Raw genomic sequence first — 25,786 nt, 5'->3', positions numbered from 1 at the left:
GTTACCCCTTACGGATCAAATACCGGTACGGCAGCGCTTCGGTCTGCTGTGCCACCAGTTCATGCTCCATAAAGGTACAAAAACCGGGGATATCGCGGGTGGTTGCCGGATCGTCAGCGATGATCAGCAGCGTTTCGCCGGTTTGCATATTGCGCACGGTTTTGCGCACCATCATTACCGGCTCAGGGCAGCGGAGGCCCTGCGCATCAAGGGTGTGGTCTGGAGTGGAAAACAGATCGGTCATGGTGTTCTCGGTCAGATAAAAACGGCTGTAGTTTACGCCCCGTAGCCGGCAATGCAAACCAGGTTAACGGTTGCGTAAAAACTAACCATTGCAAAGTCCCGTCAAAGCAGTATCATGCTGCGGTTTTTATTGGGTTCCCTCACCCCAACGTATAAAAAGGTCACAATATGACGCCGTTTTCTGAATCGCAGCGCGTAAAAGCGTTGTTCTGGCTTTCGCTTTTTCATCTGCTGGTGATCACCTCCAGTAACTATCTGGTGCAGTTGCCGATCGCCATCTTTGGTTTCCATACCACCTGGGGCGCGTTCAGCTTCCCGTTTATTTTTCTCGCCACCGATCTGACCGTGCGAATTTTTGGCGCACCGCTGGCTCGCCGCATTATTTTTGCGGTCATGCTGCCGGCGCTGTTCGTGTCGTACGTCATTTCCTCCCTGTTTTACATGGGAAGCTGGCAGGGCTTTGAAGCGTTAACCCACTTCAACCTGTTTGTCGCCCGTATCGCCACCGCAAGCTTTATGGCCTATGCGCTGGGGCAGATCCTCGACGTGCATGTGTTTAACCGCCTGCGTCAGAATCACCGCTGGTGGATGGCGCCCACCGCCTCGACGCTGTTCGGCAACGTCAGCGATACGCTGGCCTTCTTCTTTATCGCTTTCTGGCACAGCCCGGATGCGTTTATGGCCGAACACTGGATGGAAATTGCGCTGGTGGACTACTGCTTCAAGGTGCTTATCAGCATTGTGTTCTTCCTGCCGATGTACGGCGTGTTGCTGAATATGCTGCTGAAAAGACTGGCAGATAAATCTGAAATCACAGCATTGCAGGCTGGTTAAGGGTTCGCTTTATCAGTTGTGATAAGATGGACAAATGAGCCGTTATGGCCGTTTATCGAAAGGAAGAAGTCAATGCGCAATCTGGTTAAATATGTCGGGATTGGCCTGCTGGTTGTCGGCCTTGCAGCCTGTGATAACAGCGACACGAAAACGCCTGCTCAGGGCGCGTCTGCAGAGAGCAACGCAACCGGTCAGCCGGTGAACCTGCTGGACGGTAAACTCAGCTTCTCTCTGCCAGCGGATATGACTGACCAGAGCGGCAAGCTGGGGACCCAGGCGAACAACATGCACGTCTATTCCGATGCAACCGGGCAGAAAGCGGTGATTGTGATTGTAGGCGACGACACCAGCGAAGACCTGGCCGTACTGTCCAAACGTCTGGAAGATCAGCAGCGCAGCCGCGACCCGCAGCTGCAGGTGGTGACCAACAAGTCCATCGAACTGAAAGGCCACACGCTGCAGCAGCTGGACAGCATTATCTCTGCAAAAGGTCAGACGGCTTACTCTTCCGTGGTGCTGGGTAAGGTGGATAACAAACTGCTGACCCTGCAGATCACCCTGCCAGCGGAAGATCAGCAGAAAGCGCAGACTGCCGCTGAAAACATCATCAACACCATCGTGATTCAGTAACGCGTCAGGATGATGACGTGGCCTCCGGTGCCTGCACCGGGGGCCATTTTTTTAGCCGCCACGTGAGCATCAGGGCCATCACCACCAGACCCGCAGCCGCAAGATAGATAACCGGCACGCCTGCCCAGGCCATGACCAGCCCTGCCAGCGGCCCGGTAATGCCCAACGACATATCCATAAACACCGTGTAGGTTGCCAGCGCCGCCCCCTGATTCTGCGGCGGCACGGCTTTCACCGCCACCACGCCCAGCGCCGGGAAGACCAGCGAAAAACCGGCTCCGGCGAAGAACACGCCAACTTTTGCCATCCACGGCGCGGTAGCGATACCGGTCAGCAGCAGCCCGACAATCTCAACGGCAAAGCAGATCATCGCCACATTCAGCCCGCCCAGGCGGTTAATACCGTTCGGGAAGAGCAAACGGGCACCCACGAACGCACAGCTGAACAGGGTTAACGCAAAGGCCGCCCCGTCCCAGCCTTTGGCGTCATAAAACAGGGTGATAAAGGTGGCGATCACCCCAAAGCCGGTGGTTGCCAGCGCCAGTGCCATACCATACGGCCAGACGCGCCCCAGCACTGCCCGGAACGGCAGCGGTTTGCCTTTGCTGGCCTTCACTTTCGGACGCGGCAGGGCAAACAGGATCGCCACCAGCGCGACCACCATAATGGTGCCCGCCAGGCCGTACAGTCCGCCATACGCATAGCACATCACCCCAAGCGGGGCGCCAAGCGCCATTGCCCCGTAGGTGACAATGCCGTTCCAGGAGATCACCCGGCCAATGTGCGGTGCCCCGACCACGCCTACCCCCCACAGCGTCGAACCGGTTCCTGCCAGGCTTTGCCCAATCCCCAGGATCACCCGGCCCAGGCACAGCAGCACCAGGCTGACCAACGGCCAGTGGCTGGTCGTTGCCGCCAGCAGGTAGCTCAGGCCACTGAGAAAACAGCCGCATAATCCCGTAATCACAATGCTCTTCGGCCCGAACAGATCCGCGTAGCGACCCGCATGTGGGCGGCTCAACAGCGTGGCGAAGTACTGCAGGCTAATCACCAGCCCCGCCCAGAATGCGCTAAATCCCATCACGTCATGGACGTAGCCCGGCAAGACCGCCAGCGGCAGGCCAATCGTCAGGTAACTGGCAAAGTTAAAAATCACAACGGAGACAATGCGCAGATTAAGGCGCAATCCGCTTAATGCCGGTTCGGCGGCAGGTTCGGGCATGGGGTTTTACCTGGATTTTTGCAACAGTGTTTCACTATTACCACGACGCCAGCAGAAAATCAGCAGCGACTTTCAGATTAACGGTGCCAGACGAAGCGGATCCCGCGCACTACACTTAACGGGCAATCACATTAAGGAACACGCATGACCCCTAACCCGCCCGACAAAGCAGGACTCCACATCCTGTTAAAACTCGCCTCTCTGGTGGTGATCCTCGCCGGTATCCATGCTGCCGCCGATATTATTGTCCAGCTTCTGCTGGCGCTCTTTTTTGCCATTGTGCTTAACCCGCTGGTGACCTGGTTTTTGCGCCGGGGTATCAGCCGCCCGGTGGCCATAACCATTGTGGTTATCGTGATGCTGATTGCCCTCACCGCCCTTTTCGGCGTGCTGGCCGCCTCGCTGAGCGAGTTCTCCACGATGCTGCCGCAATACAACAAAGAGCTGACGCGCAAGATCGTGGCGCTTCAGGAGATGATGCCGTTTCTGAACCTGCATATTTCGCCGGAACGGATGTTGCGCCGGATGGATTCCGAAAAAATCATGACCTACGCCACCACGCTGATGACCGGCCTGTCCGGCGCCATGGCCAGCATTTTGCTGCTGGTCATGACGGTGGTGTTTATGCTGTTCGAAGTGCGCCACGTGCCCTATAAGCTGCGCTTTGCGCTGAATAATCCGCAAATTCACATCGCCGGTTTACACCGCGCGTTAAAGGGCGTCTCCAAATATCTGGCATTAAAAACCTTGTTGAGCGTCTGGACCGGCGTGATTGTCTGGCTGGGGCTGATGCTGATGGGCGTGCAGTTCGCGCTGATGTGGGGAGTGCTGGCGTTTTTGCTGAACTACGTGCCCAACATTGGCGCGGTCCTCTCCGCCGTGCCGCCCATGATTCAGGCGTTTCTGTTTAATGGCTTCTATGAGTGCATGCTGGTGGGGGCGCTGTTTCTCGTGGTGCATATGGTGCTGGGGAATATTCTTGAGCCACGGATGATGGGCCACCGGCTGGGGATGTCGACACTGGTGGTGTTCTTATCCTTACTGATTTGGGGATGGCTGCTGGGCCCGGTTGGGATGCTGCTGTCGGTACCGCTCACCAGCGTCTGTAAAATCTGGATGGAGACCACCAAAGGCGGCAGCAAACTGGCGATACTGCTGGGGCCGGGCCGACCCAAGAGTCGGCTTCCCGGTTAATCGTCTGGGGTGAGACGGAACATGACTCTACGGGAAATTTTTAGGAGAAACGTTATTCGCAAGCCTGCGACAACACTGTACGATGTACGCTGTAACATCGCGCTTGCGAAGTAAAAATCACAGAAACAGGTTTATCGCGGACGCGCGTAGATGAAATTTACCCTCACCATTATCGACTGGCAGGCCAGAGCGCCAGGACTCAGCGATGCCGGCGCATGGCAGGCATGGTCGCGCCAGTCTGACGCCATCGATCCCGCCGCACCGCTTGCGAAACTGACCGAACTGCCGATGATGACCGCCCGCCGCCTCAATTCGGGCAGTAAGCTGGCGGTGGATATTGGCCTTGCGATGCTGCGCAAACATCGTATCGATGCCGTGGTCTACAGCAGCCGCCATGGCGAGCTGGAACGCAACTACCGTATTCTGCAAGCGCTGGCGACGGAGCAACCCGTCTCCCCCACCGATTTTGCAATGTCTGTGCATAACGCCGCGGTCGGCAATCTTACGATCACCGCGGGTCAGCCGATTGTCTCATCCTCAGTCTCCGCCGGGATGGACACCTTCCAGCAAAGTTTGTGCGAAGTGTTGAGTCTGCTTCACGCGGGCTACTCCCGCGTTTTGCTGGTGGATTTTGACGGCGTTCTGCCCGCGTTTTATCACGCCGGGCTCCCGCCGCAGATGCCCGTCTGGCCTTACGCCCTTGCGCTGGTGATTGAAGCCGGCGACGCGCTCTGCTGTGAAACCCATCGCGAAAGCACAGGGGAAGAGCCCGCACTGCCGCAAAGCCTTCAGTTCCTGCGACATTACCTGAGCGACGCGCGGCAATTTGCCCTGGCGGGCGAGCGTTTGCAGTGGCAGTGGACGCGCCAATGAGCCAGATCCTCTCCCGCCTCGATCGGTTTTGGCGCATGCTGATGACCGGGTTCTGCTTCGCCCTGTTTGGCCTCGGCGGGCTGCTGCTGTCGCTGGTCTGGTTTAACCTGCTGCTGATTTTTCAGCGCGATCGCACGGCACGCCGTCGACTGGCGCGACGCAGCATTTCCGCCAGTTTTCGGCTGTTCCTGGCGGTCGTTCGCGGAACCGGCGTGCTGGATTACCGCTTTAACAATCTGGACGTGCTGCGCGCCGAGCGCGGCTGCCTGGTGATAGCGAACCATCCTTCGCTGCTGGACTATGTGATCCTCGCCTCGGTGATGAACGAAACCGACTGTCTGGTGAAAAGCGCGCTGCTGCGTAACCCCTTTGTCAGCGGCGTGATCCGTGCAGCCGATTACCTGATCAACAGCGAAGCAGAAACGCTGCTTCGTGCCAGCCAGCAGCGTCTGGCACAGGGCGACACCTTGCTTATCTTTCCGGAAGGCACCCGCACCCGCGTGGGCGAAGCCATTACCCTGCAGCGGGGGGCGGCGAATATTGCCGTGCGGTGCAACAGCTCTCTGCGCGTGGTGGTGATCCACTGTAGCGAACGCATGCTGGATAAACAGAGTCGCTGGTACAATGTGCCGCCTAATAAACCCATTTTTACCGTGGATGTTCGCGAACGCATCAACATTCATGATTTTTACGATGCGAGCCAGCACGAACCTGCGCTGGCGGCAAGGCAGTTAAACCGGCATATGCAGCAGCAATTAACATCCGGTCTTCAATCTTTGTCAGGAATGAAAGATGCAAGCGCTCTATCTTGAAATTAAGAATCTCATTATCTCTACGCTGAATCTGGAAGAACTTACCCCAGAGGATATCGACACCGACGCTCCGCTGTTTGGTGACGGACTGGGTCTGGACTCAATTGATGCCCTGGAGCTGGGGCTGGCTGTGAAAAATCAGTACGGCGTAGTGCTTTCTGCCGAGAGCGACGAGATGCGTCAGCACTTCTATTCCGTTGCCACGCTCGCCGCTTTTATTCATCAACAACGCGCCTGAGAATGACCCGCTATGACAGAACAAGAAACCATTTATCAGGAAGTCTCTGCGCTTCTTATTAAACTTTTTGAACTCGACCCTGAGCTCATTACGCCGCAGGCCCGGCTTTACGAAGATCTGGATCTCGACAGCATTGATGCCGTGGATATGGTGGTTAACCTGCAGAAGAAGACGGGTCATAAAATTAAGCCTGAAACCTTCAAAGCGGTGCGTACCGTTCAGGACATCGTCGACGTTGTGGAACAACTCCAGCGCGACGCCTGACGTGCCTGCCATTCCACTCATCCCGATACTGACGGGGCTGATGCTGCTGGCCTGGCCATTTTTGATTGGCTATGGCCTTGCAAGCCACCATTTGCCGTGGATATTGCCCCTGATGGCGCTGGTGTTGCTGCTGCGTGTCTGGCAGACGCGCCAGCAGCGCGGCCCCTTACGCTACGTTTTCCTGAGCGTGACGCTGGCCGGGGCAGTGCTGTGCGTGGCGAGCCTTTTCCACGCTCACCTGTGGGTGCTGTTTTATCCGGTGGTCGTTAATCTGGTGATGCTGGTGGTCTTTGGGGGCTCGCTGTGGACGTCCATGCCGATGGTGGAACGGCTGGCGCGGATACGGGAGCCCCACCTGTCTCCTGCCGGGGTGCGTTACACGCGTAAAGTGACGAAAGTCTGGTGCGGCTTTTTTATCGGCAACGGCGCAGTCGCGCTGTTTACCGTGCTGTACGCCGACCTGCGCCTGTGGACACTGTGGAACGGGATGCTTTCCTACATCCTGATGGGAACGTTAATGGCGGGTGAATGGCTGGTGCGACAACGGGTAATAAAAAACGATGGATAAACCGCTTCCTCTGAGCCAGTGGCTAAACGCCCCGCGTCCTGATGAGACGCCTGTCGCCTGGCTTGACGATCGTATCTGGACGCTGGGCGTTCTGCGCCACGATGTTACGCAGCTGGTCGACGCGCTGCGTCAGGAAGAGGGCGAGCGCTGGGCGCTCTGTTTTGAAAACGGCTATCTTTTTATCGTCGCCCTGCTGGCGGCGCTTCATGCGGGTAAAACCCCCGTGCTCCCCGGTCACAGCCGGGCGGCGCAGCTTAACGAACAGCGGGCCATGTTCAGCGGCGTCCTGAGCGACACCACGCTCGAGTTTTCAGGGCGACTGCGGTTGGTCACCGCCACTGCGCCGACAAACACCCCCTTTTCCCCCTTGCCTGCCATTGACGAGACGCGCGTTATCGAGCTTTTCACCTCTGGCTCCACCGGCGCGCCGCAGCGGGTGATTAAGCCGGTGATCGGCCTGGATCGGGAAGCCCGTCTGCTCGCTGATCGGTTTGGCGAACGGCTGGCAGGCTGTCACGTCGTGGCCTCCGTGGTGTTGCATCATCTGTATGGCCTGACGTTTCGGGTTGTATTACCCATGGCGCTTGGCCTGCCGCTGCACGCCTTCCTGCTGCAGTACGCGGAACAGCTGTCAGCGCTGCCGCAGGACAAACGGTACCTCTTTATCAGCAGCCCGGCATTCCTCAAGCGGCTCGACACCTCGCTGGTGCCGCCTCCGGTTGCCCTGCTGCTCTCGGCCGGGGGCGAACTGCCCTGGCGCGACATCATTCCTTGTCATGACTGGCTGAACGTCTGGCCCGACGAAATTTACGGCAGCACCGAAACGGGCGTTATGGCCTGGCGTCACCGTCTGGATGAGACAACGCTCTGGCAGCCGTTTCCTGGCGTGACGTTCCACGGCGATCGGGTGACGTCGCCACTGATCCGCGAGGCTGAAGGAATCGTGCTGGATGATATCCTGCATTTCGCGGCTGACGGGCAGTTCAACATCGTTGGACGCCGTGGCCGGGTAGTCAAAATTGAAGATAAACGCATTTCGCTTGATGAGATTGAGCAGCGGTTACTGGCGCTGGACGGCATCTGTGACGCCGCCGCGCTGGCGGTCACTCGCCGTGGTCGTCAGGCCATTGGCGTGCTGCTGGTACTCAGTGACGCGGCGCGTTTGCACAGAGACAACGGGGGTAAAAATGCCCAGGAATCCGCGTGGCGTCGCGCCCTTCGCCCCTGCCTTGAACCGGTTGCCGTGCCCCGCTACTGGCGGATCGTCGATGAAATCCCGGTCAACAGCATGAACAAGCGCGTGACTGCACAGCTACAGGAGTTATTTCATGAAGATTCATGAAATCGAACGCCACCAGACTCATCCGGAGCATCTGGAGATCACGCTTTATCTTGATCCTGACCTGCTCTGGTTTAAGGGGCATTTTGCCGTCCAGCCGCTGCTCCCTGGCGTTGCACAACTCGACTGGGTGATGCATTACGCCATCACCCTGATGGCTCCGGGCTACCGTTTTCACAGCATTCAGAATGTGAAGTTTGCGGCCCCGCTGTTGCCGGACAACACGGTGACGCTGATCCTTGACTGGCACCCTGCCCGTCAGATGCTCAGCTTCAGCTACCAGCGCCATGCGGGCAGTGAACGCCATACCGCCAGCAGCGGGAAGATTCGCCTATGTCAGTAACGTTCCGCCCCTGCGTGTTGATCCCCTGCTACAACCACGGTGCGATGATGGCCGCGGTGCTCGCACGTCTGGCACCGTTTGACCTCCCGTGCCTGGTGGTTGACGATGGCAGCGAAGAGAGCACGCGCCACACCCTGGCGCAGTTAGCAGAGCAGCATCCGCAGGTTACACTGCTGCGTCTGGCGAAAAACAGCGGCAAAGGCTCGGCAGTGATGGCAGGGCTGAAAGCCTGCGCAGAGCGCGGCTTCACTCATGCAATCCAGGTGGACGCCGACGGCCAGCACGCCATTGAAGATCTCCCCCGCTTTCTGGCGCTGGCGCAACGTCACCCCGAGGCGCTGATTTCCGGTCAGCCCGTTTACGATGACTCCATACCCCGTTCGCGTCTCTACGGTCGCTGGATAACGCACGTCTGGGTCTGGATTGAAACGTTGTCCCTGCAGCTTAAAGACAGCATGTGCGGCTTTCGGGTCTACCCGATTGCGCCGGTGATGCAGCTTGCCGCACGTACCCCGCTCGGCAAGCGCATGGACTTTGATACTGAAGTCATGGTCCGCCTCTACTGGCAGGGCACGCCCAGCTATTTTCTGCCCACCCGCGTCACCTACCCGGCAGACGGTGTATCCCACTTCGATGCGCTAAAAGACAACGTGCGCATCTCGCTGATGCATACCCGTCTGTTCCTGGGGATGTTGCCGCGCATCCCTTCCCTGCTGATGCGCCGTCGCCCGCAGCACTGGGCGCAACAGCAGGAGGTCAAAGGGCTATGGGGTATGCGCCTGATGTTACGCGTCTGGCAACTGCTTGGGCGCAAGGCCTTCACCCTCCTGCTGTGGCCGGTCACCGCCGTTTACTGGCTTACCGCCCGTTCGGCGCGTCAGGCGTCGCGGCAATGGCTGAGGCGGGTTAAAGAGGTCATGGCACAGCGACAGATCCCACCGCCCCCCCGGCTGAACAGCTTTTTTCACTTCCTGCGTTTTGGTCATGCCATGCTGAACAAGGTGGCCAGCTGGCGCGGCGAGATGAAGCTGCATCGCGATCTGGTGTTTGCACCGGGTGCCCGCGAGGCGCTGGGGCTGGACGATCCACAGGGTAAACTGCTGCTGGCCTCGCATCTTGGCGACGTGGAAGCCTGCCGGGCGCTGGCACAGCGTGAAGGGGGGAAAACCATCAACGCCCTGGTCTTTAGCGATAACGCCCAACGCTTTAAGCAGATTATGGAAGAGATGGCTCCGCAAGCGGGCATTCACCTGATGCCCGTCACTGACATCGGCCCGGAGACCGCTATCCTGATCAAAGAAAAGCTGGATCGCGGCGAATGGGTGGCCATCGTGGGCGATCGTATCGCCGTCACGCCACAGCGCGGCGGCAGCTGGCGCGTGATCTGGAGCGAGTTTATGGGCCAGCCCGCGCCGTTCCCGCAGGGGCCGTTTATCCTGGCCTCCATTCTGCGCTGTCCGGTGGTGCTGATTTTTGCCCTCAGCCAGCAGGGGACGCTGACCCTGCACTGCGAACCGTTTGCCGACCCGCTGCTGCTGCCGCGCGGTGAACGCCAGCAGGCGCTGCAACATACCGTCGATCGCTACGCGCAGCGGCTGGAACATTACGCCCTGCTGTCACCGCTCGACTGGTTTAATTTTTTTGATTTCTGGCAACTGCCCGAAATCAGCGAGAAGGAGTAAAGGGTGCTGACCGATCCCCGCTTTACGACGGAAGTTGAAATCACCGTCCCGTTCCACGACGTCGACATGATGGGCGTGGTCTGGCACGGCAACTATTTCCGCTACTTTGAAATAGCCCGCGAAGCGCTGCTCAATCAGTTCGACTACGGCTATCGCCAGATGAAAGCCTCCGGCTATGTCTGGCCGGTGGTCGATACGCGGGTGAAATACCGCGATGCGGTGACGTTTGAGCAACGCATCCGGGTCCGGGCGCACATTGAAGAGTATGAAAACCGCCTGCGCATTGCCTATCAAATCTTCGACGCGCAGACCGGTAAACGCACCACCACCGGTTACACCATCCAGGTGGCGGTCGACGAGTCCACCCGCGAAATGTGCTTTGTCAGCCCGGGGATCTTGTTTGAACGTATGGGAGTCACGCCATGAAATGGTTGCCTTTGCTGGCACTGATATTCAGCCCGCTGGTCAGCGCCGTGACGCTGGATGAACTGCAACAGCGGTTCGCAGAGCAACCTGTGGTGCGCGCGCACTTCGAACAGGTTCGCACGATTAAAGACATGCCGCAGCCACTGCGCTCGCAGGGCGAGATGGTGATCGCCCGTGACAGCGGCCTGCTGTGGGATCAAAAGGCCCCGTTTCCCATGACGCTGCTGCTGGATGACAAACGGATGGTGCAGACCATCAACGGCCAGCCGCCGCAGACCATTACCGCCGACAATAATCCGCAGATGTTCCAGTTCAACCAACTGCTGCGGGCGTTGTTCCAGGCCGACCGCAAGGTGCTGGAAGACAATTTCCGCATCGATTTTAAAGACCAGGGGGAAGGCCGCTGGTCGCTGGTGCTCACCCCTACAACAACGCCGCTGAATACCCTTTTCACCACCCTCGATTTGGGCGGTGCGACGTATCTGGAGTCTGTTCGTCTCAACGACAAACAGGGCGACCGCACGGATATCACCCTCTCCCGCCACCGACTGACACCCGCCAGCCTGACCGATGACGAACGCCAACGCTTTGCCGCACCGTAAATCGCTGCGCCCGGCGCTGCTGTGGGCCACGGTATGCCTGATCCTGCTGGGCCTGCTGGTATCGCTGCTGCCCGGCGCGCGCCTGAACAGCAGCGTGCTGGCTATGTTGCCGACACAGACGCTGGGGGCGATCCCTCCGGCGCTTAACGACGGGTTTATGCAGCGGCTCGACCGTCAGCTTGTCTGGCTGGTCAGCCCCGGCAAAAAACCCGATCCGCGCGTGGCGCAGCAGTGGCTGACGCTGCTGCAACGCAGCGGTGCGCTGAGCGAAGTTAAAGGGCCCATGGACGCCACCGGGCAAAAAGCCTGGGGCGAGTTCTTCTGGCAGCACCGCAACGGGCTGATTGACCCCGCCACCCGCGCCCGCCTGCAAAACGGCGGTGAAGCGCAGGCGCAGTGGGTGTTATCTCAGCTCTATTCGGCCTTTTCCGGCGTAAGCGGCAAGGAGCTGCAAAACGATCCGCTGATGCTGATGCGCGGCGCGCAGCTCGCGCTGGCGCAAAACGGCCAGAAGCTGCGGCTGATGGACGGCTGGCTGGTGACGCAGGATGACGCCGGAAACTACTGGTATCTGCTGCACGGCGAGCTGGCCGGATCCTCCTTTGATATGCAGCAAACCCACCGGCTGGTGACCACCCTGAACGCGCTGCAGGCGACGCTGAAAACGCATTACCCACAGGCGCAACTGCTGTCTCGCGGCACGGTGTTTTACAGCGATTACGCCAGCCAGCAGGCCAAACGGGATATCTCCACGCTGGGTGTCGCCACCCTTCTGGGGGTGTTCCTGCTGATTGTGGCGACGTTCCGCTCCCTGCGTCCGTTGCTGCTGTGCGCGATCTCCATTGCCATCGGCGCGCTGGCGGGCACGGTCACCACCCTGCTGTTCTTTGGCGAGCTGCATCTGATGACGCTGGTGATGAGCATGAGCATCATCGGGATTTCAGCCGATTACACCCTCTATTACCTGACCGAACGGCTGGTGCACGGTGGCGAAAATTCACCGTGGCAAAGTCTGGATAAAGTGCGTCATGCCCTGCTGCTGGCGCTTCTGACGACCGTCGTGGCGTACCTGATTATGATGCTGGCCCCCTTCCCGGGGATCCGCCAGATGGCGCTGTTTGCCGCCGTGGGGCTGAGCGCCTCCTGTCTGACGGTAATTTTCTGGCACCCCTGGCTGTGCCGTGGAATGCCGGTACGCCCGGTTCCGGCCAGCAGAGCGATGTCGCGCTGGCTGGCCGCCTGGCGACGCAAAAAGACACTCGCGGTTGGCTTGCCCGTCACGCTGGCGCTCCTTTCCGCCGCAGGGATTAGCACCCTGAAGGTGGACGACGATATTGCTCAGCTGCAGGCGCTGCCAAAAACGATTCTGGCGCAGGAGAAGACCATCACCGCCCTGACCGGCCAGCGCGTCGATCAGAAATGGTTTGTGGTTTACGGCGCGTCAGCCCAGCAGACGCTGGAGCGGCTGGAGGCTTTTACCCCGGCGCTGGCGCAGGCGCAAAAAGCGGGTGAGCTGGCAAGCTGGCGAACCCTGCCGCTGAACTCCATGAAGCGGCAAAAAAGCGATCTTGCGCTGCTGCACCACGCTGCGCCTGCGGTAATGAACGTGCTGCACAGCGCCGGACTGAACGCTGTCTCACCGAATCTGACGCCGATGCCTGTCAGCGCGGAGGCCTGGCTTGCCAGCCCGGCCAGCGAAGGCTGGCGTCTGCTCTGGCTGACCCTGCCGGACGGCCAAAGCGGCGTGCTCGTCCCGGTGGACGGCGTCAAAAACAGCGCGGCACTGAGTGAACGGGCGGCGCAACATGAAGGGGTTGTCTGGGTCGATCGCAAGGCCCGTTTTGACAGCCTGTTTGCCCTCTACCGCACGCTGCTGACGGGGCTACTGTGCGTGGCGCTGGCGGTGATCGCCTGCGGCGCGATGCTCCGTCTTGGCTGGCGCCAGGGGCTTATCAGCCTGGTGCCGTCAGTGCTATCGCTCAGCTGCGGGCTGGCGGCGCTGGCCATCGCCGGGCATTCCGTCAATCTGTTTTCACTGCTGGCGCTGGTGCTGGTGCTCGGCATTGGCATCAACTACACGCTGTTTTTCAGTAACCCGCGCGGCACGCCGCTGACGTCGATGCTGGCTATCACCCTGGCGATGATGACCACGCTGCTGACGCTGGGCATGCTGGTGTTCAGCGCGACGCAGGCCATCAGCAGCTTTGGTATCGTGCTGGTAAGCGGTATTTTTACCGCCTTCCTGCTGGCCCCGCTGGCGATGCCGGCCAGGAACGAGAGAAAACCCTGATGAACGCTTTTTACCGCGCCGCCGCGCTGGCTGCGACGCTGCTGCTGGCAGGCTGCAGCCATTCGACCGATACTGAAGAAACTCGCCCGCAGGCCTGGCTGCAGCCGGGCTCGCAGGTGACGCTGCCACCGCCGGGCATTACGCCAGCCATCCGTTCTCAGCAGTTGCTGACCGGCCGGTTTAACGGCCAGACCCAGTCGCTGCTGGTTCTGCTGAACGCTGACGGGCAAAAAGTGACGCTTGCCGGGCTCTCGTCGGTGGGGATCCGCCTGTTCCTCGCAACCTACGATGGCAGCGGGATCCATACCGAGCAGTCGGTTGTTATGCCCCAGCTGCCGCCCGCCAGCCAGGTGCTGGCGGATGTGATGCTCAGCCACTGGCCGCTCAGCGCCTGGCAGTCGCAGTTGCCGAAAGGCTGGACGCTAAACGATACTGGCACCCGACGCGAACTGCGTAACCCTGACGGCAAGCTGGTCACCGAGATTGTCTACCTGCAACGCAACGGTAAGCGCGAGCCGATCAGCATTGCGCAGCACGTCTTTAAATACCACATCACCATTCAATATCTGGGTGACTGAGATGATTTTCATTTCCGCTGTTGGCATGGTCAACGCGCTGGGCAACTCGGCCGATGAGATCGCGGCCAACCTGAACGCCGGGGTAGCGCCGGGGATGCGTCATCGCGCCGGATGGCTGCAAGGCTTACCCGATGCCATGCTGGGCGGCGTTGAGGGTGAACTGCCGCCGATACCGGATAGCCTGGCAGCACACCGCAGCCGTAATAATCAGCTGTTGCTGGCGGCGCTGGCACAGATTCAGCCTGCCGTTGAGGCCGCCATCGCCCGCGTGGGCCGCGACCGCGTGGCGGTGGTGCTGGGCACCAGCACCTCAGGGCTGGATGAAGGCGATGAGTACGTGCGCCTCTCCCTGAACGGCGAACGCAGCCCGCAATGGCAGTACCCGCAGCAGGAGCTGGGCGACCCCTCCCGCTTCCTCGCCAACTGGCTGCAGCTGGATGGCCCGGCGTATACCATTTCGACCGCCTGCTCCTCCAGCGCCCGGGCGATCATCAGCGGGCAGCGTCTGATTGAGGCCGGTCTGGTGGACGTCGCCCTTGTGGGCGGCGCAGACAGCTTAAGCCGTATGCCGGTCAATGGTTTTAACAGCCTTGAATCGCTCTCGCCCACGCAGTGCGAACCGTTTGGCCGCGACCGCCGGGGGATCACCATCGGTGAAGCGGCGGCCCTCATGGTGCTGACCCGCGAAGCGGATCAGGTGGCGCTGCTGGGGGCGGGCGAATCGAGCGATGCGTACCATATCTCTGCCCCACATCCCGAGGGGGAAGGCGCCATTCGCGCTATTACTCAGGCGCTGAAGGCGGCAGGCATGACGGCAGACGAGGTGGGCTATATTAATTTGCACGGCACCGCCACTCCCCTCAACGATCGGATTGAGGCGCACGTGATTAACACCCTCTTTGGCGACCGGGTACCGTGCAGCTCCACCAAACACCTCACCGGCCATACGCTTGGCGCGGCCGGGATCACTGAAGCCGCATTAAGCTGGCTGATCCTGACCCGTGACCTGCCGCTGCCGCCGCAGGATTTTTCCCGCTACGCGCCGGACGACACGCTGCCGCCCTGCGGCCTGCTGCATCAGCGTGCGCCCCTGAAAAAACCGGTGATTTTATCGAACTCATTCGCCTTTGGCGGAAACAACGCCAGCCTGCTGCTGGGGAGAGTGTCATGAGCTATTTATCCCCCGCCGACTACCTGCCTCACGATGCGCCGATGATGCTGCTGGAGCGCGTTGAGCGTGTCACCGACAGCAGCGCGGTGTGCAGCGTCACGGTCGACGGGCACGGTGTGCTTGCGCCGTTCCTGAACGCTGACGGCGATCTGCCGGGCTGGTTTGCGCTGGAACTGATGGCCCAGACCGTGGGCGTCTGGTCTGAATGGCACCGTCTGCAAAAAGGGCTGCCCCACAGTCCGCTGGGCATGGTGCTGGGTGCGCGCGAGCTGGTGTGTAGCACGGGCCACTTTGCCGCCGGCACCACGTTAACCATTACCATCGAGCGCCTGATGCAGGACGAACGCTTTGGCAGCTTTGAATGCACGATTCAGGCAGATAACGCCCCTCTTGCCACGGGCCGCGTGAATACGTTCCAGCCCAGCGAAGACGAATTAACCTCACTTTTCACCCAGGGAGCTTCATCATGACACGTTCCGTACTGGTCACGGGCGCCAGCAAAGGCATTGGCCGCGCCATCGCCCGTCAGCTTGCGGCTGACGGTTTCACCGTGGGCGTGCATTACCATCGTGATGCTGACGGTGCGCGCGAGACGCTGGAGAGCATTGTTCAGGCTGGCGGAACGGGCCGTTTACTGACCTTTGACGTGGGTAACCGCGAGCAGTGCCGCGAGGTTCTGGAACAGGAAATCAGCACCTTTGGCGCATGGTATGGCGTGGTCAGCAATGCCGGAATCGCCCGCGATGGCGCGTTTCCGGCGCTCAGCGACGAGGACTGGGACAGCGTCATCCACACCAACCTCGACAGTTTTTATAACGTCATTCATCCCTGCATCATGCCGATGATCGCAACCCGCAAGGGCGGACGAATTATTACCCTGTCGTCCGTGTCAGGCGTGATGGGCAACCGTGGGCAGGTGAACTACAGTGCCGCCAAGGCCGGTATTATCGGCGCCACCAAGGCGCTGGCCATTGAACTGGCAAAGCGCAAAATTACCGTCAACTGCATCGCGCCAGGGCTGATTGATACCGGCATGATCGAGATGGAAGAGGCCGCGCTGAAAGAGGCCATGTCCATGATCCCGATGCAGCGCATGGGACAGGCCGACGAGGTGGCCGGTCTGGCAAGTTATCTGATGTCGGACCGGGCAGGCTATGTGACACGCCAGGTGATCTCGATCAACGGGGGGATGTTATGACGCGTCGGGTGGTGATTACGGGGATGGGGGGCGTGACCGCCTTTGGCGAGGACTGGCCGACCATTGCCCAGCGGCTGCTCGGCTACGAAAATGCCGTACGCACCATGACGGAGTGGCAAGAGTATGCCGGTCTGCAAACCCTGCTGGCCGCCCCTATCGAGGATTTCACCCTCCCGGCACACTATACCCGCAAGCGCATTCGCGCCATGGGTCGCGTGTCGCTGCTCTCTACCCGCGCCACCGAACTGGCACTTGAGCAGGCGGGCCTGATCGATGACCCGGTACTGACGCAGGGGCAAACCGGCATCGCCTATGGGTCGTCCACGGGTAGCACAGGACCGGTCAGCGACTTCGCCTCCATGCTGATGGAAAAACACACCAACAACATCACCGGCACCACCTATGTGCAGATGATGCCGCACACCACCGCGGTCAATACCGGCCTGTTCTTTGGTCTGCGGGGGCGCGTCATTCCCACGTCGAGTGCCTGTACTTCCGGCAGCCAGGCGATTGGTTACGCCTGGGAAGCCATTCGCCATGGTTATCAGACCGTCATGGTCGCCGGGGGCGCCGAGGAGCTTTGTCCGTCAGAAGCGGCGGTATTTGATACGCTGTTCGCCACCAGCCAGCGCAACGACGTGCCGAAAACCACGCCGTCGCCCTTCGATACCGCGCGCGATGGGCTGGTCATCGGCGAAGGGGCAGGCACGCTGATTCTGGAAGAGCTGGAGCACGCCAAAGCGCGCGGGGCGACCATCTACGGCGAAATCGTGGGCTTTGCCACCAACTGCGATGCGGCGCATATTACCCAGCCGCAGCGTGAAACCATGCAGATTTGCATGGCGCAATCGCTGGCGATAGCAGGCTTACGCGCATCGGACATCGGATATATCTCCGCCCACGGCACCGCCACCGATCGCGGTGATATCGCCGAAAGCCAGGCCACTGCGGCCATCTTTGGCGACAACGTCCCCATCTCCTCGCTGAAAAGCTATTTTGGCCATACGTTAGGCGCCTGCGGTGCGCTGGAAGCGTGGATGAGCGTGCAGATGATGCGTGAAGGCTGGTTTGCCCCGACGCTCAATTTAAGACAACCGGATGAGCAATGCGGTGCTTTAGATTATATTATGGGGGAAGCCCGTCAGATTGACTGCGAGTATCTGCAAAGCAATAACTTCGCGTTTGGCGGCATCAATACCTCAATCATTATCAAACGCTGGGCGTAACTATGTACCAGTTTATACTGGGAAAAATCTCCACCCTTAGCGCGGACCCGCTGGCGTCAACGCTCGCAGATATGGCACCTCAGGGTGCGCGACACCGTTCCTGGCTGGCAGGCAGGACGCTGCTCGCCCGGGCATTGTCCCCGTCTCCGCTGCCCGACATTGTGTACGGCGAACAGGGGAAACCCGCCTTTGCGAAAGATCATCGGCTCTGGTTTAACCTGAGCCACAGCGGGGACGACATTGCCCTGCTGGTGAGCGATGAAGGTGAAGTAGGCTGCGATATCGAAGTGATACGCCCGCGTGAAAACTGGCAGGCACTGGCGAACGCGGTGTTCAGCGTGGCGGAGCATGCGGAGCTGGAACGCGAAGCGCAGGAGGCGAAGCTCTCCGCGTTCTGGGGGATCTGGACGCGTAAGGAGGCGATTGTGAAGCAGCGAGGCGGCAGCGCCTGGCAGATTGTCAGCATCGACAGCACCTCACAGACCCACTCGGTCAGCCAGCTTCAGTTTGGCTCCCTGAGTCTCGCCGTCTGCACGCCCACCCCGTTTACCCTTACCCCCGGGGCGATTTTTCACCACCCGATGTCCGGGGCAGAAATATCACCAGCACGCCCAGCATAATCAACCCGACGCCCGCCAGCCCCTGCCACGAGAACGACTCGCCCCAGCCGGGCAGCAGGATCGCCGCGCCCCACACCAGAATATAACTGAGGCTCAGCAAGGCATACGCTTTGCTGAGTGCCATGCGATGCAGCGCCAGATACCAGCAGCCCATAGAGGCCACATAGCCCATCAGCCCCAGCAGTAGCGCGGCGGTACCGGACGAGAAATGCCAGAGGGCCCTGAAAAATGCCAACGCCTCGCCGACGGGCGGAAGCGCCTGCATGGCACTGCGCAGCAGCAGCTGCGCCACGCTGACTAACACCACGCTGCATAAGGCCCAGAACACCCCTTTCACAGGCTTCCTCCCAGCAACACTATCCCGGTGATGATCAACCCAACGCCCAGCCAGTGATGCCAGGCCACCCTCTCATACCAGAGTCCCTTCGCCGCCAGTGTCACCCAGACAAAATTAAGGCTCAGCATCGGATAGGCCACCCCGACGGGAAGACGCTGCAACACCCCCAGCCAGACCAGCATGCCGCAGCCCAGCGCCAGCAAGGCGAGCCCCATCCACAGCATAATATGCGCGCCACGCCGCCCGGTTGTCGCCGGACGGGTCGCCTGCTTCTGGCAGAGCTGTCCCGCGCAGGTCAGCAGACTTGCCAGCACCAGCCACAGCCAGGTCATCATTGCGGGAGATACTGCAGGTAAGCCAGCCGCCCCTGGATATACAGGTGGTCAGGCGCTGGCAGGTTGGCTCGTTTCAGATCGTCGTTCTTCGACAGCAGGATCACCAGCGACACGCTCCCCTGCTGGCGATGCGTCGCCAGCCACTGCGCAAAGTCATCTTTATTGATAAAGCGGTCTTTCACATCCGGGTAATCCAGCCCGTAGCGCAGCTCACCGCTCTGACCAAACAGGATGATGTCGTTACGCTTCAGCTCCCACGCCAGCCCTGCCGCCACGCCGACGTTATCGGCCAGCACGAACCGGCTCTGCTGGAGCGGGTCGCGCACGGTATCCACCAGCGACTGCGGCTGTTTGGAATCCACCACCAGGTTGGGAATGGCAAAGCCAATCAGCAACGCCAGCCCGGCAGGGCACAGCGCCGCCAGCCACCAGCGCTGCTGGCTCCGTCTGAAGCTAAACCAGCCCACCACGGCCCAGACGAGGAAGGCCACCACCGCGCAGAAGACTTTATACAGTTCGACCGACGTCCAGACCGGATGCTTAGCCAGCCCCCACGGAGAGACCACCAGCGCCGCCACCACGCCGATGACGCCAAACGCCAGGTTAATCCCGCCGTTAATGCGTAACGCCCTGGCACCTTTTTCCGCCGCAAGGCAGGCATAGCGCGCCATCAGGATAGCCAGCGGGGCAAAACACGGCAGGATGTAGGTCGGCAGCTTACCTTTGGCGATGCTGAAGAACAAAAATGGCATCACCACCCATCCGAGCAGATAAAGTCCGCCGCCTGCAGGATGTTTTTCACGCCAGCCCAGACGCAGCGCACCGGGCAACAGCGCCAGCCACGGCAGACTGCCCGCGACCAGGAATGGCAGGTAATACCAGAACGGGGCTTTGTGCTGGGCGTCGCTTTGGGCAAAACGCTGAATGTGTTCAACCCAGAAGAAGTAGCGCCAGAAATCGGGTTCACGCCAGGCAATCGCCAGCCCCCAGGGCAGGACAATGAGCACGCAGCTCAGGATGGCGAGCCCGCCAAAAATCAGCACCTCTTTCCAGCGCTTTTGGGCTATCACCCACGGCAGGACGCCAAGCACTGGCACCGCCAGGGCGAGGAAACCTTTGGTCATCACCCCCATGCCGCAGGCCAGCCCCAGCAATATGTAGCCCCCCACTTTGCCAGCCAGGGTGTGCGCCTGCGAGGCCAGCCAGAAACTGCACATCGCCGCCACCAGCCACAGGGTGATGATGGGATCGAGCACGGCATAGGTGCCAATGCCATACACCAGAAACAGCGTCAGGAAGATAAGGCCGGAGAACAGGGCAACGCGTTTATCACGCCAGAGTTGCCAGGCCATCCAGATGACCAGCAGCGCCGTCAGGCCGGTGGAAAAAATGGCCCCGGCGCGCACGGCAAAGTTCGTGTGGCCAAACAGCAGTTGCCCGAGGCTGTTGACCCAGTAACCGGCAATCGGCTTTTCAAAGTAACGCAGCCCCAGAAAATGGGGCACAATCCAGTCGCCGGAGGCGAGCATTTCACGGCTGATTTCCGCATAGCGCGTTTCATCAGGCTGCCATAACAGACGGATATCAACCGGAATGAGGTAGTAAACAATAAACAGGGCGAACAGCACTAAGCCATAACGGGCGACTTTCATGGTACCGGACTCACGGTTTGTTGATAGCCAAGCCAGCCTTCCCGGCCAGCCATGTCATTACGCACAATTTTGCCGACAGGCAGAGTACTAAGATCGTCTGGCAGCAGGTCGATCAACGGGCAGAACTGAATCCCCTCCTGCGCCGCCAGCGTCAGCAGCGCATCGAAATCATGCTGATACGCAATCCCCTCCACCTCGGCGTGAATGGTGTAGACCGGGGTGCCGGTGTCGCGATGCATGCAGTCCAGAATGTAGCGGTTGAAGTCGTCGGCGGTCACCTCGCGCCCCACCACTTCATCCCAGGTGGGCAGTGTGACCGGGATTTGCACCGTGCCAACGCGGTTTTCACCGAGCTGCGGTAAAAACGGTCCGCTACCCCGGCAATCGCTGTTGTAGCGAAACGCGAACGTCTCTTTGGCTTTCACGACGCGTTGATCCGCACGCCATCCCGCCACGGCGGAGCAGCGCACCGGTTGACCGATAATGGCCTCCAGCTCCCGCAGACCACGCTCGATTTCCCGGGCCAGGCGAGGAATATCCCAGACGCCCGCCCAGGCCTGCCAGGCATGGTGATCCCAGGCATGCAGGCCAACCTCATGGTGCTGCGCTGCTTCACGGATGATGGCGTCGTTACCCGCGCCGATACGCCTGCCGGGCCATGCGGTACCGGCCAGCAAAATATCCCAGCCGTAGAGCGATGCTGCGCGCGAGCGCAGCATTTTGAACAGAAATGCCGGTTTAACCAGACGCCATAAATGACGTCCCATGTTGTCTGGCCCCACGCTGAAGAAGATGCTGGCACGCACATCGTGCTTGCTCAGCAGCGTCAGCAGTCCGGGAACGCCGTCACGCGTTCCCCTGAAGGTATCGACATCAATGCGTAAACCGACTTTTTTCATGAGGCCTGTTCCGACAGCTCCACGGTGCGCAGGAAGAAATCGAGCGTCTCATCAATGGTCTGCTCCATCTTCACCGTTGGCGTCCAGTTCAGGCAGCGCTTCGCATTGCGAATGCTCGGTTTGCGATGCTCAACGTCCTGGTAGCCTTTGCCATAGTAGCTGCTGCTTTCCACTTCGCGGAATCCTGCAAACGGCGGGAACTGGTTACGCAGCGGATGGCGCTCAAAGCTGGCCAACAGCATTTCGGCCAGTTCTCGAATGCTCGCTTCGTTATCCGGGTTGCCGATGTTGATGATCTCCCCGTTGCAGCGGCCATCCTTGTTTTCGATGATGCGGAACAGAGCTTCGATGCCATCGCTGATGTCGGTGAAGCAGCGTTTTTGTTTACCGCCTTCAATGAGCTTAATGGGCGAGCCTTCCACCAGGTTCAGGATCAGCTGGGTAATGGCGCGGGAGCTGCCAATGCGCGCCGCGTTCAGGTTATCCAGACGTGGCCCCATCCAGTTAAACGGCCGGAACAGGGTAAAACGCAGCCCTTCTTTCTCGCCGTAGGCCCAAATCACGCGGTCCAGCAGCTGTTTGGAGACGGAGTAAATCCAGCGCTGCTTGTTGATCGGCCCGACCACCAGGTTAGAGGTGTCTTCATCGAAGTTTTTATCGGTACACATGCCGTACACTTCTGAGGTGGACGGGAAGATGATGCGCTTATCGTATTTCACGCAGTCGCGGATAATCTTCAGGTTCTCTTCAAAGTCCAGCTCGAATACGCGCAGCGGGTTGCGGGTGTACTCAATCGGCGTGGCAATGGCGACCAGCGGCAGCACCACGTCGCATTTTTTGATGTGGTACTCGATCCACTCGGAGTGAATGCTGATATCCCCTTCCACGAAATGGAAACGCGGGCAGTCAAGGAAACGGCTGATGGCATCGGAGCCAATGTCGAGGCCATAAATTTCGTAGTTATCGTCTTTCAGCAGACGCTCGGTCAGGTGGTTACCAATAAAACCGTTCACGCCGAGGATCAACACGCGGGTGCGGCGCTTAATTGCCACCACCGGGGCGCTGGTGATCAAGGCGCCGGGAACCAGCCCCAGAGACTGCGCCAGCTGCGCCCCCTGAACATAAACGCCGTTGTCGGTCTGACCGGTCACGATCTCCAGCGCCTGCTCGCCGCAGCTGACAATCAGCGGAGAGACAGAGGCGATGGTGCCCGGTTTCGCGGCCGGGACGTCATCGCGCACGTTGGATTTCCAGACGATGAATTTGCTGACGCCGGCAAAGCTATACGCCCCCGGCCAGGGGTCGGTCACTGCGCGCACCAGGTTGTGCAGCTGGCGGGCGGGCTTGTTCCAGTCCAGACGGCCGTCTTCCGGCGTGCGGCGGCCAAAACAACTCGCCTTGCTCTCGTCCTGAGCGGTCTCGCTGAAGGTGCCGTTCAGGATGGTCGGCAGTGCATCGCGCAGCAAGCTTTGCGCCACCGAGCAGAGTTTCTGATGAAGCTGCAGCGCCGTCTCATCCGCGCCGATGGCCACACGCTGCTGCGCAATGATGGCGCCCGCATCCGCGCGGTGCACCATGCGGTGCAGGGTCACACCGGTTTCAGTTTCACCATTCACCAGCACCCAGTTCAGCGGCGCGCGGCCACGGTAGGCGGGCAGCAATGAGCCGTGAAGGTTAAATGCCCCTTTCGTCGCCAGACGTAAAATATCGTCGCAAATCAGGTTGCGGTAGTAGAACGAGAAGATGACATCCGGCGCGACGGCGCGAATGCGATCCACCCACAGCGGGTGGTTGATATCGTCCGGCGCATAGACCGGAATGCCGCGCTCGGCGGCGATACGCGCCACGGAGCCAAAGAAATTATTCTCTCCCGCGGCATCCGGATGCGTGAAGATGGCAGCGATATCATAACCCGCTTCAAGCAGGGCAAGCAGGCCCGCGCACCCCATATCGTGATAGGCAAAGACAACAGCTTTCATGGGTGTTTTTCCTCTTGAGAGACTTTGTGTTCCTGGCGGACAACACGTTGAATAAAGTAGCGCGGACGTGCGCGAACATCGTTATAGATACGGCCAATGTACTCACCGAGCAGCCCCATCCCGACAAACTGGGCGCCGATGAACATGAACAGCACGGCAAAGAGCATGAAGACCCCTTCCGCCGCCCACTGGGGGCCAAAGACCAGACGCAGGACGACCAGCAAAACGGAAAGCGTAAACCCGGCCAGCGCGATAATGCTGCCGAAGACGCTCAGCAGGCGCAGCGGCGTGGTGGTCAGGCAGGTGATGAGGTCGTACATCAGGTTGATAAGACGCATAAAGCTGTACTTCGATTCCCCGTGCTCACGCTCGGCGTGCAGCACCGGGATCTCCGTCGCCTTACGGGCAAAGGTATTCGCCAGAATCGGAATGAAGGTGCTGCGTTCATGGCAGTGCAGCATGGCGTCGACAATATGGCGGCGATAGGCGCGCAGCATGCAGCCGTAATCGCCCATCGCTTTGCCGGTGGTGCGCTGGATCAGGCGGTTGATGGTGCGGGAAGCCAGCTTGCGGAACAGGCTATCCTGACGATTCTGCCGTACCGTACCCACCACGTCGTACCCTTCATCGGCTTTGGCGACCAGCCGGGGGATCTCCTCCGGCGGGTTTTGCAGATCGGCATCCAGGGTGATGACCAGATCGCCCGTCACGTGGCTGAACCCGGCCATAATGGCCGAGTGCTGGCCGTAGTTGCGGTTAAGCAGCACCGCAACGACATGGCTGCCTTCGGCCTGCGCAGCCTCGGTCAACATCAGGGCGGAGTTATCGCTGCTGCCATCATCCACCAGCAGGATTTCATAGGCTTTGCCCAGCGTCTCACAGGCGGCGGTGGTGCGGCGGATCAGTTCCGGCAGGCTCTCCTGCTCGTTATAAACCGGGATCACCACAGAAACTTTTTGTACAGGTGGTGCACTGAACATATCAATGTCCTGCAAGCTGATGGAGCGCGGTAATGACGCGGGTTGTGTCGTCATGAGTCATGTCCGGGAAAAGTGGGAGAGAACAAATACGCGCGCTGTTCCATTCAGAATGCGGGAGCGATACATCAGGAAAACGCTCGCGGTAGTATTTTTGCGTGTGTGCCGCGCGGAAATGCAGGCCAGTGCCGATGCCCTGCTCTTTCAGGGCCGCCATCAGGTTGTCGCGGGAGATCCCGCAGCGGGCTTCATCCACGCGGATAATAAACAGATGCCAGGCGTGCACATGCGGCCATGACGGAAGCGTTAGCGGCTGGAACGGCGTGTCGGCCAGCTCGCGCAGGTAGCGTTCGGCGATGTCCTGACGGCGTTTGTTGGCCTGTTTCAGTTTGCCCAACTGCACCAGCGCCAGCGCGGCGTTGATGTCCGCGAGGTTGTATTTAAAGCCAGGCGCGATCACCTCGGCCTGCGGCGCGCGGCCGTGGGTCTGGCGGTCATAGGCATCGACGCCCAGACCGTGGAATTTCAGGCTGCGGATTTTTTGTGCCAGCTGTTCGTCATCCGTCACCACCAGACCGCCCTCGGCGCAGGTCATGTTTTTAATGGCGTGGAAGGAGAAAATTGCCGTGCCCTGCCAGCCCACGTGGCGATCTTTGTAGTACGTGCCCGCGGCGTGTGCCGCATCTTCAATCACCGGAATACCGTGACGCTCCCCCACGGCGCGAATGGCGTCGATGTCACATGGCGCGCCGGCGTAATGCACCGGGATAATGGCTTTGCTGCGCGGCGTAATGGCGGCCTCAACCGCGTCCGGGGTGACCATCAGCGTGTCTTTGTCCACATCGATCATCACCGGGGTTGCTCCCAGCAGAACAATCATATTCAGCGTGGAGACCCAGGTCAGGGAGGGGGTAATCACTTCATCGCCAGGGCCAATACCCAGCGCCATCAGGGTGACGTGCATCCCGGCGGTGGCCGAACTGACGGCAATGGCGTGGTGATTCCCGGTCTGTTGGCAGAATGCCTCTTCAAGCGCCTGATTTTTCGGCCCGGTCGTGATCCAGCCAGAGGTTAATACCTCCTGCAACGCCGTTATTTCCTCATTGCCCATGGACGGGCGGGAAAAAGGCAAAAAATCGCTCATCATTAATTTCCTTGCAATAAGAATGGCACGCTTTTGATATTAACCAATTACCGGTTCGTTTATTTCAACGGTTCATAAACTCATATCAAGGTAACGCGCATTTCTTAGGG

28 protein-coding genes and 1 pseudogene are annotated in these 25,786 nt (G+C 59.9%); 20 read left to right on the top strand and 9 right to left on the bottom strand.

The window, feature by feature from the left end; translation table 11 throughout:
* Nucleotide 1: 1 nt before the first annotated feature.
* Nucleotides 2-244: a sulfurtransferase TusA gene (tusA, locus tag EKN38_RS17545; RefSeq protein WP_014833603.1), complete on the bottom strand. Its 243-nt coding sequence runs from the start codon at nt 242-244 to the stop codon at nt 2-4.
* 167 nt (nt 245-411) lie between these two features.
* Between tusA and EKN38_RS17540 the strand changes: the two genes are divergently transcribed.
* Both EKN38_RS17540 and EKN38_RS17535 read left to right on the top strand, forming a co-directional pair.
* Complete coding sequence (locus EKN38_RS17540) at nt 412-1,077, top strand: 7-cyano-7-deazaguanine/7-aminomethyl-7-deazaguanine transporter (RefSeq protein WP_013099151.1); 666 nt, start codon at nt 412-414, stop codon at nt 1,075-1,077.
* A gap of 72 nt (nt 1,078-1,149) precedes the next feature.
* Nucleotides 1,150-1,707: a DcrB family lipoprotein gene (locus tag EKN38_RS17535; RefSeq protein WP_013099152.1), complete on the top strand. Its 558-nt coding sequence runs from the start codon at nt 1,150-1,152 to the stop codon at nt 1,705-1,707.
* A gap of 4 nt (nt 1,708-1,711) precedes the next feature.
* Here EKN38_RS17535 and EKN38_RS17530 read toward each other — a convergent pair.
* A pseudogene (locus EKN38_RS17530) lies at nt 1,712-2,964 on the bottom strand (MFS transporter).
* Between the two features lie 109 nt (nt 2,965-3,073).
* On the opposite strand from EKN38_RS17530, the gene EKN38_RS17525 reads away from it, so the two are divergent.
* From EKN38_RS17525 to acpT, 18 genes are all read left to right on the top strand, one after another.
* Entirely contained in the window at nt 3,074-4,123 is a 1,050-nt protein-coding gene (locus EKN38_RS17525) for an AI-2E family transporter (protein WP_013099154.1), read from the top strand.
* Nucleotides 4,124-4,273: 150 nt separating this feature from the next.
* Entirely contained in the window at nt 4,274-4,996 is a 723-nt protein-coding gene (locus tag EKN38_RS17520; protein ID WP_014833605.1) for a beta-ketoacyl synthase chain length factor, read from the top strand.
* The gene (locus EKN38_RS17515) at nt 4,993-5,808 is read left to right on the top strand and encodes a lysophospholipid acyltransferase family protein (protein WP_014833606.1); all 816 of its coding nucleotides are present in this window, start codon (nt 4,993-4,995) and stop codon (nt 5,806-5,808) included. The genes EKN38_RS17520 and EKN38_RS17515 overlap by 4 nt, the downstream gene beginning before the upstream one ends.
* A complete protein-coding gene (locus EKN38_RS17510) occupies nt 5,789-6,046 on the top strand; it encodes a phosphopantetheine-binding protein (RefSeq protein WP_010436544.1) in 258 nt (85 codons plus the stop codon). Before EKN38_RS17515 ends, EKN38_RS17510 begins: the two co-directional genes overlap by 20 nt.
* 12 nt (nt 6,047-6,058) lie before the next feature.
* Nucleotides 6,059-6,310, top strand: a complete 252-nt coding sequence (locus EKN38_RS17505; RefSeq protein ID WP_014833607.1) for an acyl carrier protein — start codon at nt 6,059-6,061, stop codon at nt 6,308-6,310.
* The gene (locus EKN38_RS17500) at nt 6,282-6,878 is read left to right on the top strand and encodes a hypothetical protein (protein WP_046889474.1); all 597 of its coding nucleotides are present in this window, start codon (nt 6,282-6,284) and stop codon (nt 6,876-6,878) included. Before EKN38_RS17505 ends, EKN38_RS17500 begins: the two co-directional genes overlap by 29 nt.
* The gene (locus EKN38_RS17495) at nt 6,871-8,220 is read left to right on the top strand and encodes an acyl-CoA synthetase (protein WP_126522495.1); all 1,350 of its coding nucleotides are present in this window, start codon (nt 6,871-6,873) and stop codon (nt 8,218-8,220) included. The genes EKN38_RS17500 and EKN38_RS17495 overlap by 8 nt, the downstream gene beginning before the upstream one ends.
* A complete protein-coding gene (locus EKN38_RS17490; RefSeq protein ID WP_014833610.1) occupies nt 8,207-8,560 on the top strand; it encodes a hydroxymyristoyl-ACP dehydratase in 354 nt (117 codons plus the stop codon). The genes EKN38_RS17495 and EKN38_RS17490 overlap by 14 nt, the downstream gene beginning before the upstream one ends.
* Complete coding sequence (locus EKN38_RS17485) at nt 8,551-10,242, top strand: glycosyltransferase family 2 protein (protein WP_014833611.1); 1,692 nt, start codon at nt 8,551-8,553, stop codon at nt 10,240-10,242. Before EKN38_RS17490 ends, EKN38_RS17485 begins: the two co-directional genes overlap by 10 nt.
* 3 nt (nt 10,243-10,245) lie before the next feature.
* On the top strand, nt 10,246-10,668 hold the full coding sequence (locus tag EKN38_RS17480) for an acyl-CoA thioesterase (protein WP_014833612.1): 423 nt from the start codon (nt 10,246-10,248) through the stop codon (nt 10,666-10,668).
* The gene (locus EKN38_RS17475; RefSeq protein ID WP_014833613.1) at nt 10,665-11,270 is read left to right on the top strand and encodes an outer membrane lipoprotein carrier protein LolA; all 606 of its coding nucleotides are present in this window, start codon (nt 10,665-10,667) and stop codon (nt 11,268-11,270) included. Before EKN38_RS17480 ends, EKN38_RS17475 begins: the two co-directional genes overlap by 4 nt.
* A complete protein-coding gene (locus EKN38_RS17470; protein ID WP_043951707.1) occupies nt 11,239-13,560 on the top strand; it encodes an MMPL family transporter in 2,322 nt (773 codons plus the stop codon). Before EKN38_RS17475 ends, EKN38_RS17470 begins: the two co-directional genes overlap by 32 nt.
* Nucleotides 13,560-14,138 carry a DUF3261 domain-containing protein gene (locus EKN38_RS17465; RefSeq protein WP_126522492.1) on the top strand — a complete coding sequence of 193 codons (579 nt, stop codon included), beginning with the start codon at nt 13,560-13,562 and terminating at the stop codon, nt 14,136-14,138. Before EKN38_RS17470 ends, EKN38_RS17465 begins: the two co-directional genes overlap by 1 nt.
* Nucleotide 14,139: 1 nt before the next feature.
* Entirely contained in the window at nt 14,140-15,309 is a 1,170-nt protein-coding gene (locus EKN38_RS17460) for a beta-ketoacyl-[acyl-carrier-protein] synthase family protein (protein WP_014833616.1), read from the top strand.
* On the top strand, nt 15,306-15,779 hold the full coding sequence (locus EKN38_RS17455) for a 3-hydroxy-fatty acyl-ACP dehydratase (protein ID WP_014833617.1): 474 nt from the start codon (nt 15,306-15,308) through the stop codon (nt 15,777-15,779). Before EKN38_RS17460 ends, EKN38_RS17455 begins: the two co-directional genes overlap by 4 nt.
* A complete protein-coding gene (locus EKN38_RS17450; protein ID WP_014833618.1) occupies nt 15,776-16,507 on the top strand; it encodes a 3-ketoacyl-ACP reductase FabG2 in 732 nt (243 codons plus the stop codon). Before EKN38_RS17455 ends, EKN38_RS17450 begins: the two co-directional genes overlap by 4 nt.
* Nucleotides 16,504-17,733: a beta-ketoacyl-ACP synthase gene (locus tag EKN38_RS17445; RefSeq protein WP_014833619.1), complete on the top strand. Its 1,230-nt coding sequence runs from the start codon at nt 16,504-16,506 to the stop codon at nt 17,731-17,733. Before EKN38_RS17450 ends, EKN38_RS17445 begins: the two co-directional genes overlap by 4 nt.
* Before the next feature lie 2 nt (nt 17,734-17,735).
* On the top strand, nt 17,736-18,353 hold the full coding sequence (acpT, locus tag EKN38_RS17440; protein ID WP_014833620.1) for a 4'-phosphopantetheinyl transferase AcpT: 618 nt from the start codon (nt 17,736-17,738) through the stop codon (nt 18,351-18,353).
* Here the strand turns inward: acpT and arnF are convergent.
* The 7 genes from arnF to arnB are packed head-to-tail and all read right to left on the bottom strand — an operon-like array spanning nt 18,286 to nt 25,676.
* On the bottom strand, nt 18,286-18,690 hold the full coding sequence (gene arnF, locus EKN38_RS17435) for a 4-amino-4-deoxy-L-arabinose-phosphoundecaprenol flippase subunit ArnF (protein ID WP_043951708.1): 405 nt from the start codon (nt 18,688-18,690) through the stop codon (nt 18,286-18,288). The two genes, acpT and arnF, sit on opposite strands and share 68 nt — an antisense overlap.
* Complete coding sequence (gene arnE, locus EKN38_RS17430) at nt 18,687-19,025, bottom strand: 4-amino-4-deoxy-L-arabinose-phosphoundecaprenol flippase subunit ArnE (protein WP_043951709.1); 339 nt, start codon at nt 19,023-19,025, stop codon at nt 18,687-18,689. Before arnE ends, arnF begins: the two co-directional genes overlap by 4 nt.
* Entirely contained in the window at nt 19,022-20,677 is a 1,656-nt protein-coding gene (arnT, locus tag EKN38_RS17425; protein ID WP_014833623.1) for a lipid IV(A) 4-amino-4-deoxy-L-arabinosyltransferase, read from the bottom strand. The genes arnE and arnT overlap by 4 nt, the downstream gene beginning before the upstream one ends.
* Nucleotides 20,674-21,576, bottom strand: coding sequence for a 4-deoxy-4-formamido-L-arabinose-phosphoundecaprenol deformylase (arnD, locus tag EKN38_RS17420; RefSeq protein WP_014833624.1), 903 nt, complete (start codon nt 21,574-21,576; stop codon nt 20,674-20,676). Before arnD ends, arnT begins: the two co-directional genes overlap by 4 nt.
* On the bottom strand, nt 21,573-23,555 hold the full coding sequence (arnA, locus tag EKN38_RS17415) for a bifunctional UDP-4-amino-4-deoxy-L-arabinose formyltransferase/UDP-glucuronic acid oxidase ArnA (protein ID WP_014833625.1): 1,983 nt from the start codon (nt 23,553-23,555) through the stop codon (nt 21,573-21,575). Before arnA ends, arnD begins: the two co-directional genes overlap by 4 nt.
* Entirely contained in the window at nt 23,552-24,535 is a 984-nt protein-coding gene (gene arnC, locus EKN38_RS17410; protein WP_014833626.1) for an undecaprenyl-phosphate 4-deoxy-4-formamido-L-arabinose transferase, read from the bottom strand. Before arnC ends, arnA begins: the two co-directional genes overlap by 4 nt.
* A gap of 1 nt (nt 24,536) precedes the next feature.
* On the bottom strand, nt 24,537-25,676 hold the full coding sequence (arnB, locus tag EKN38_RS17405) for a UDP-4-amino-4-deoxy-L-arabinose aminotransferase (RefSeq protein WP_014833627.1): 1,140 nt from the start codon (nt 25,674-25,676) through the stop codon (nt 24,537-24,539).
* Between the last annotated feature and the right edge of the window lie 110 nt (nt 25,677-25,786).

It is taken from the genome of Enterobacter sp. WCHEn045836 (genome assembly GCF_003965585.1).
Lineage (GTDB): Bacteria > Pseudomonadota > Gammaproteobacteria > Enterobacterales > Enterobacteriaceae > Enterobacter > Enterobacter dissolvens.
Note: the sequence above shows the minus strand (reverse complement) of the source record. Positions and strands in the feature narration are given on the sequence as shown.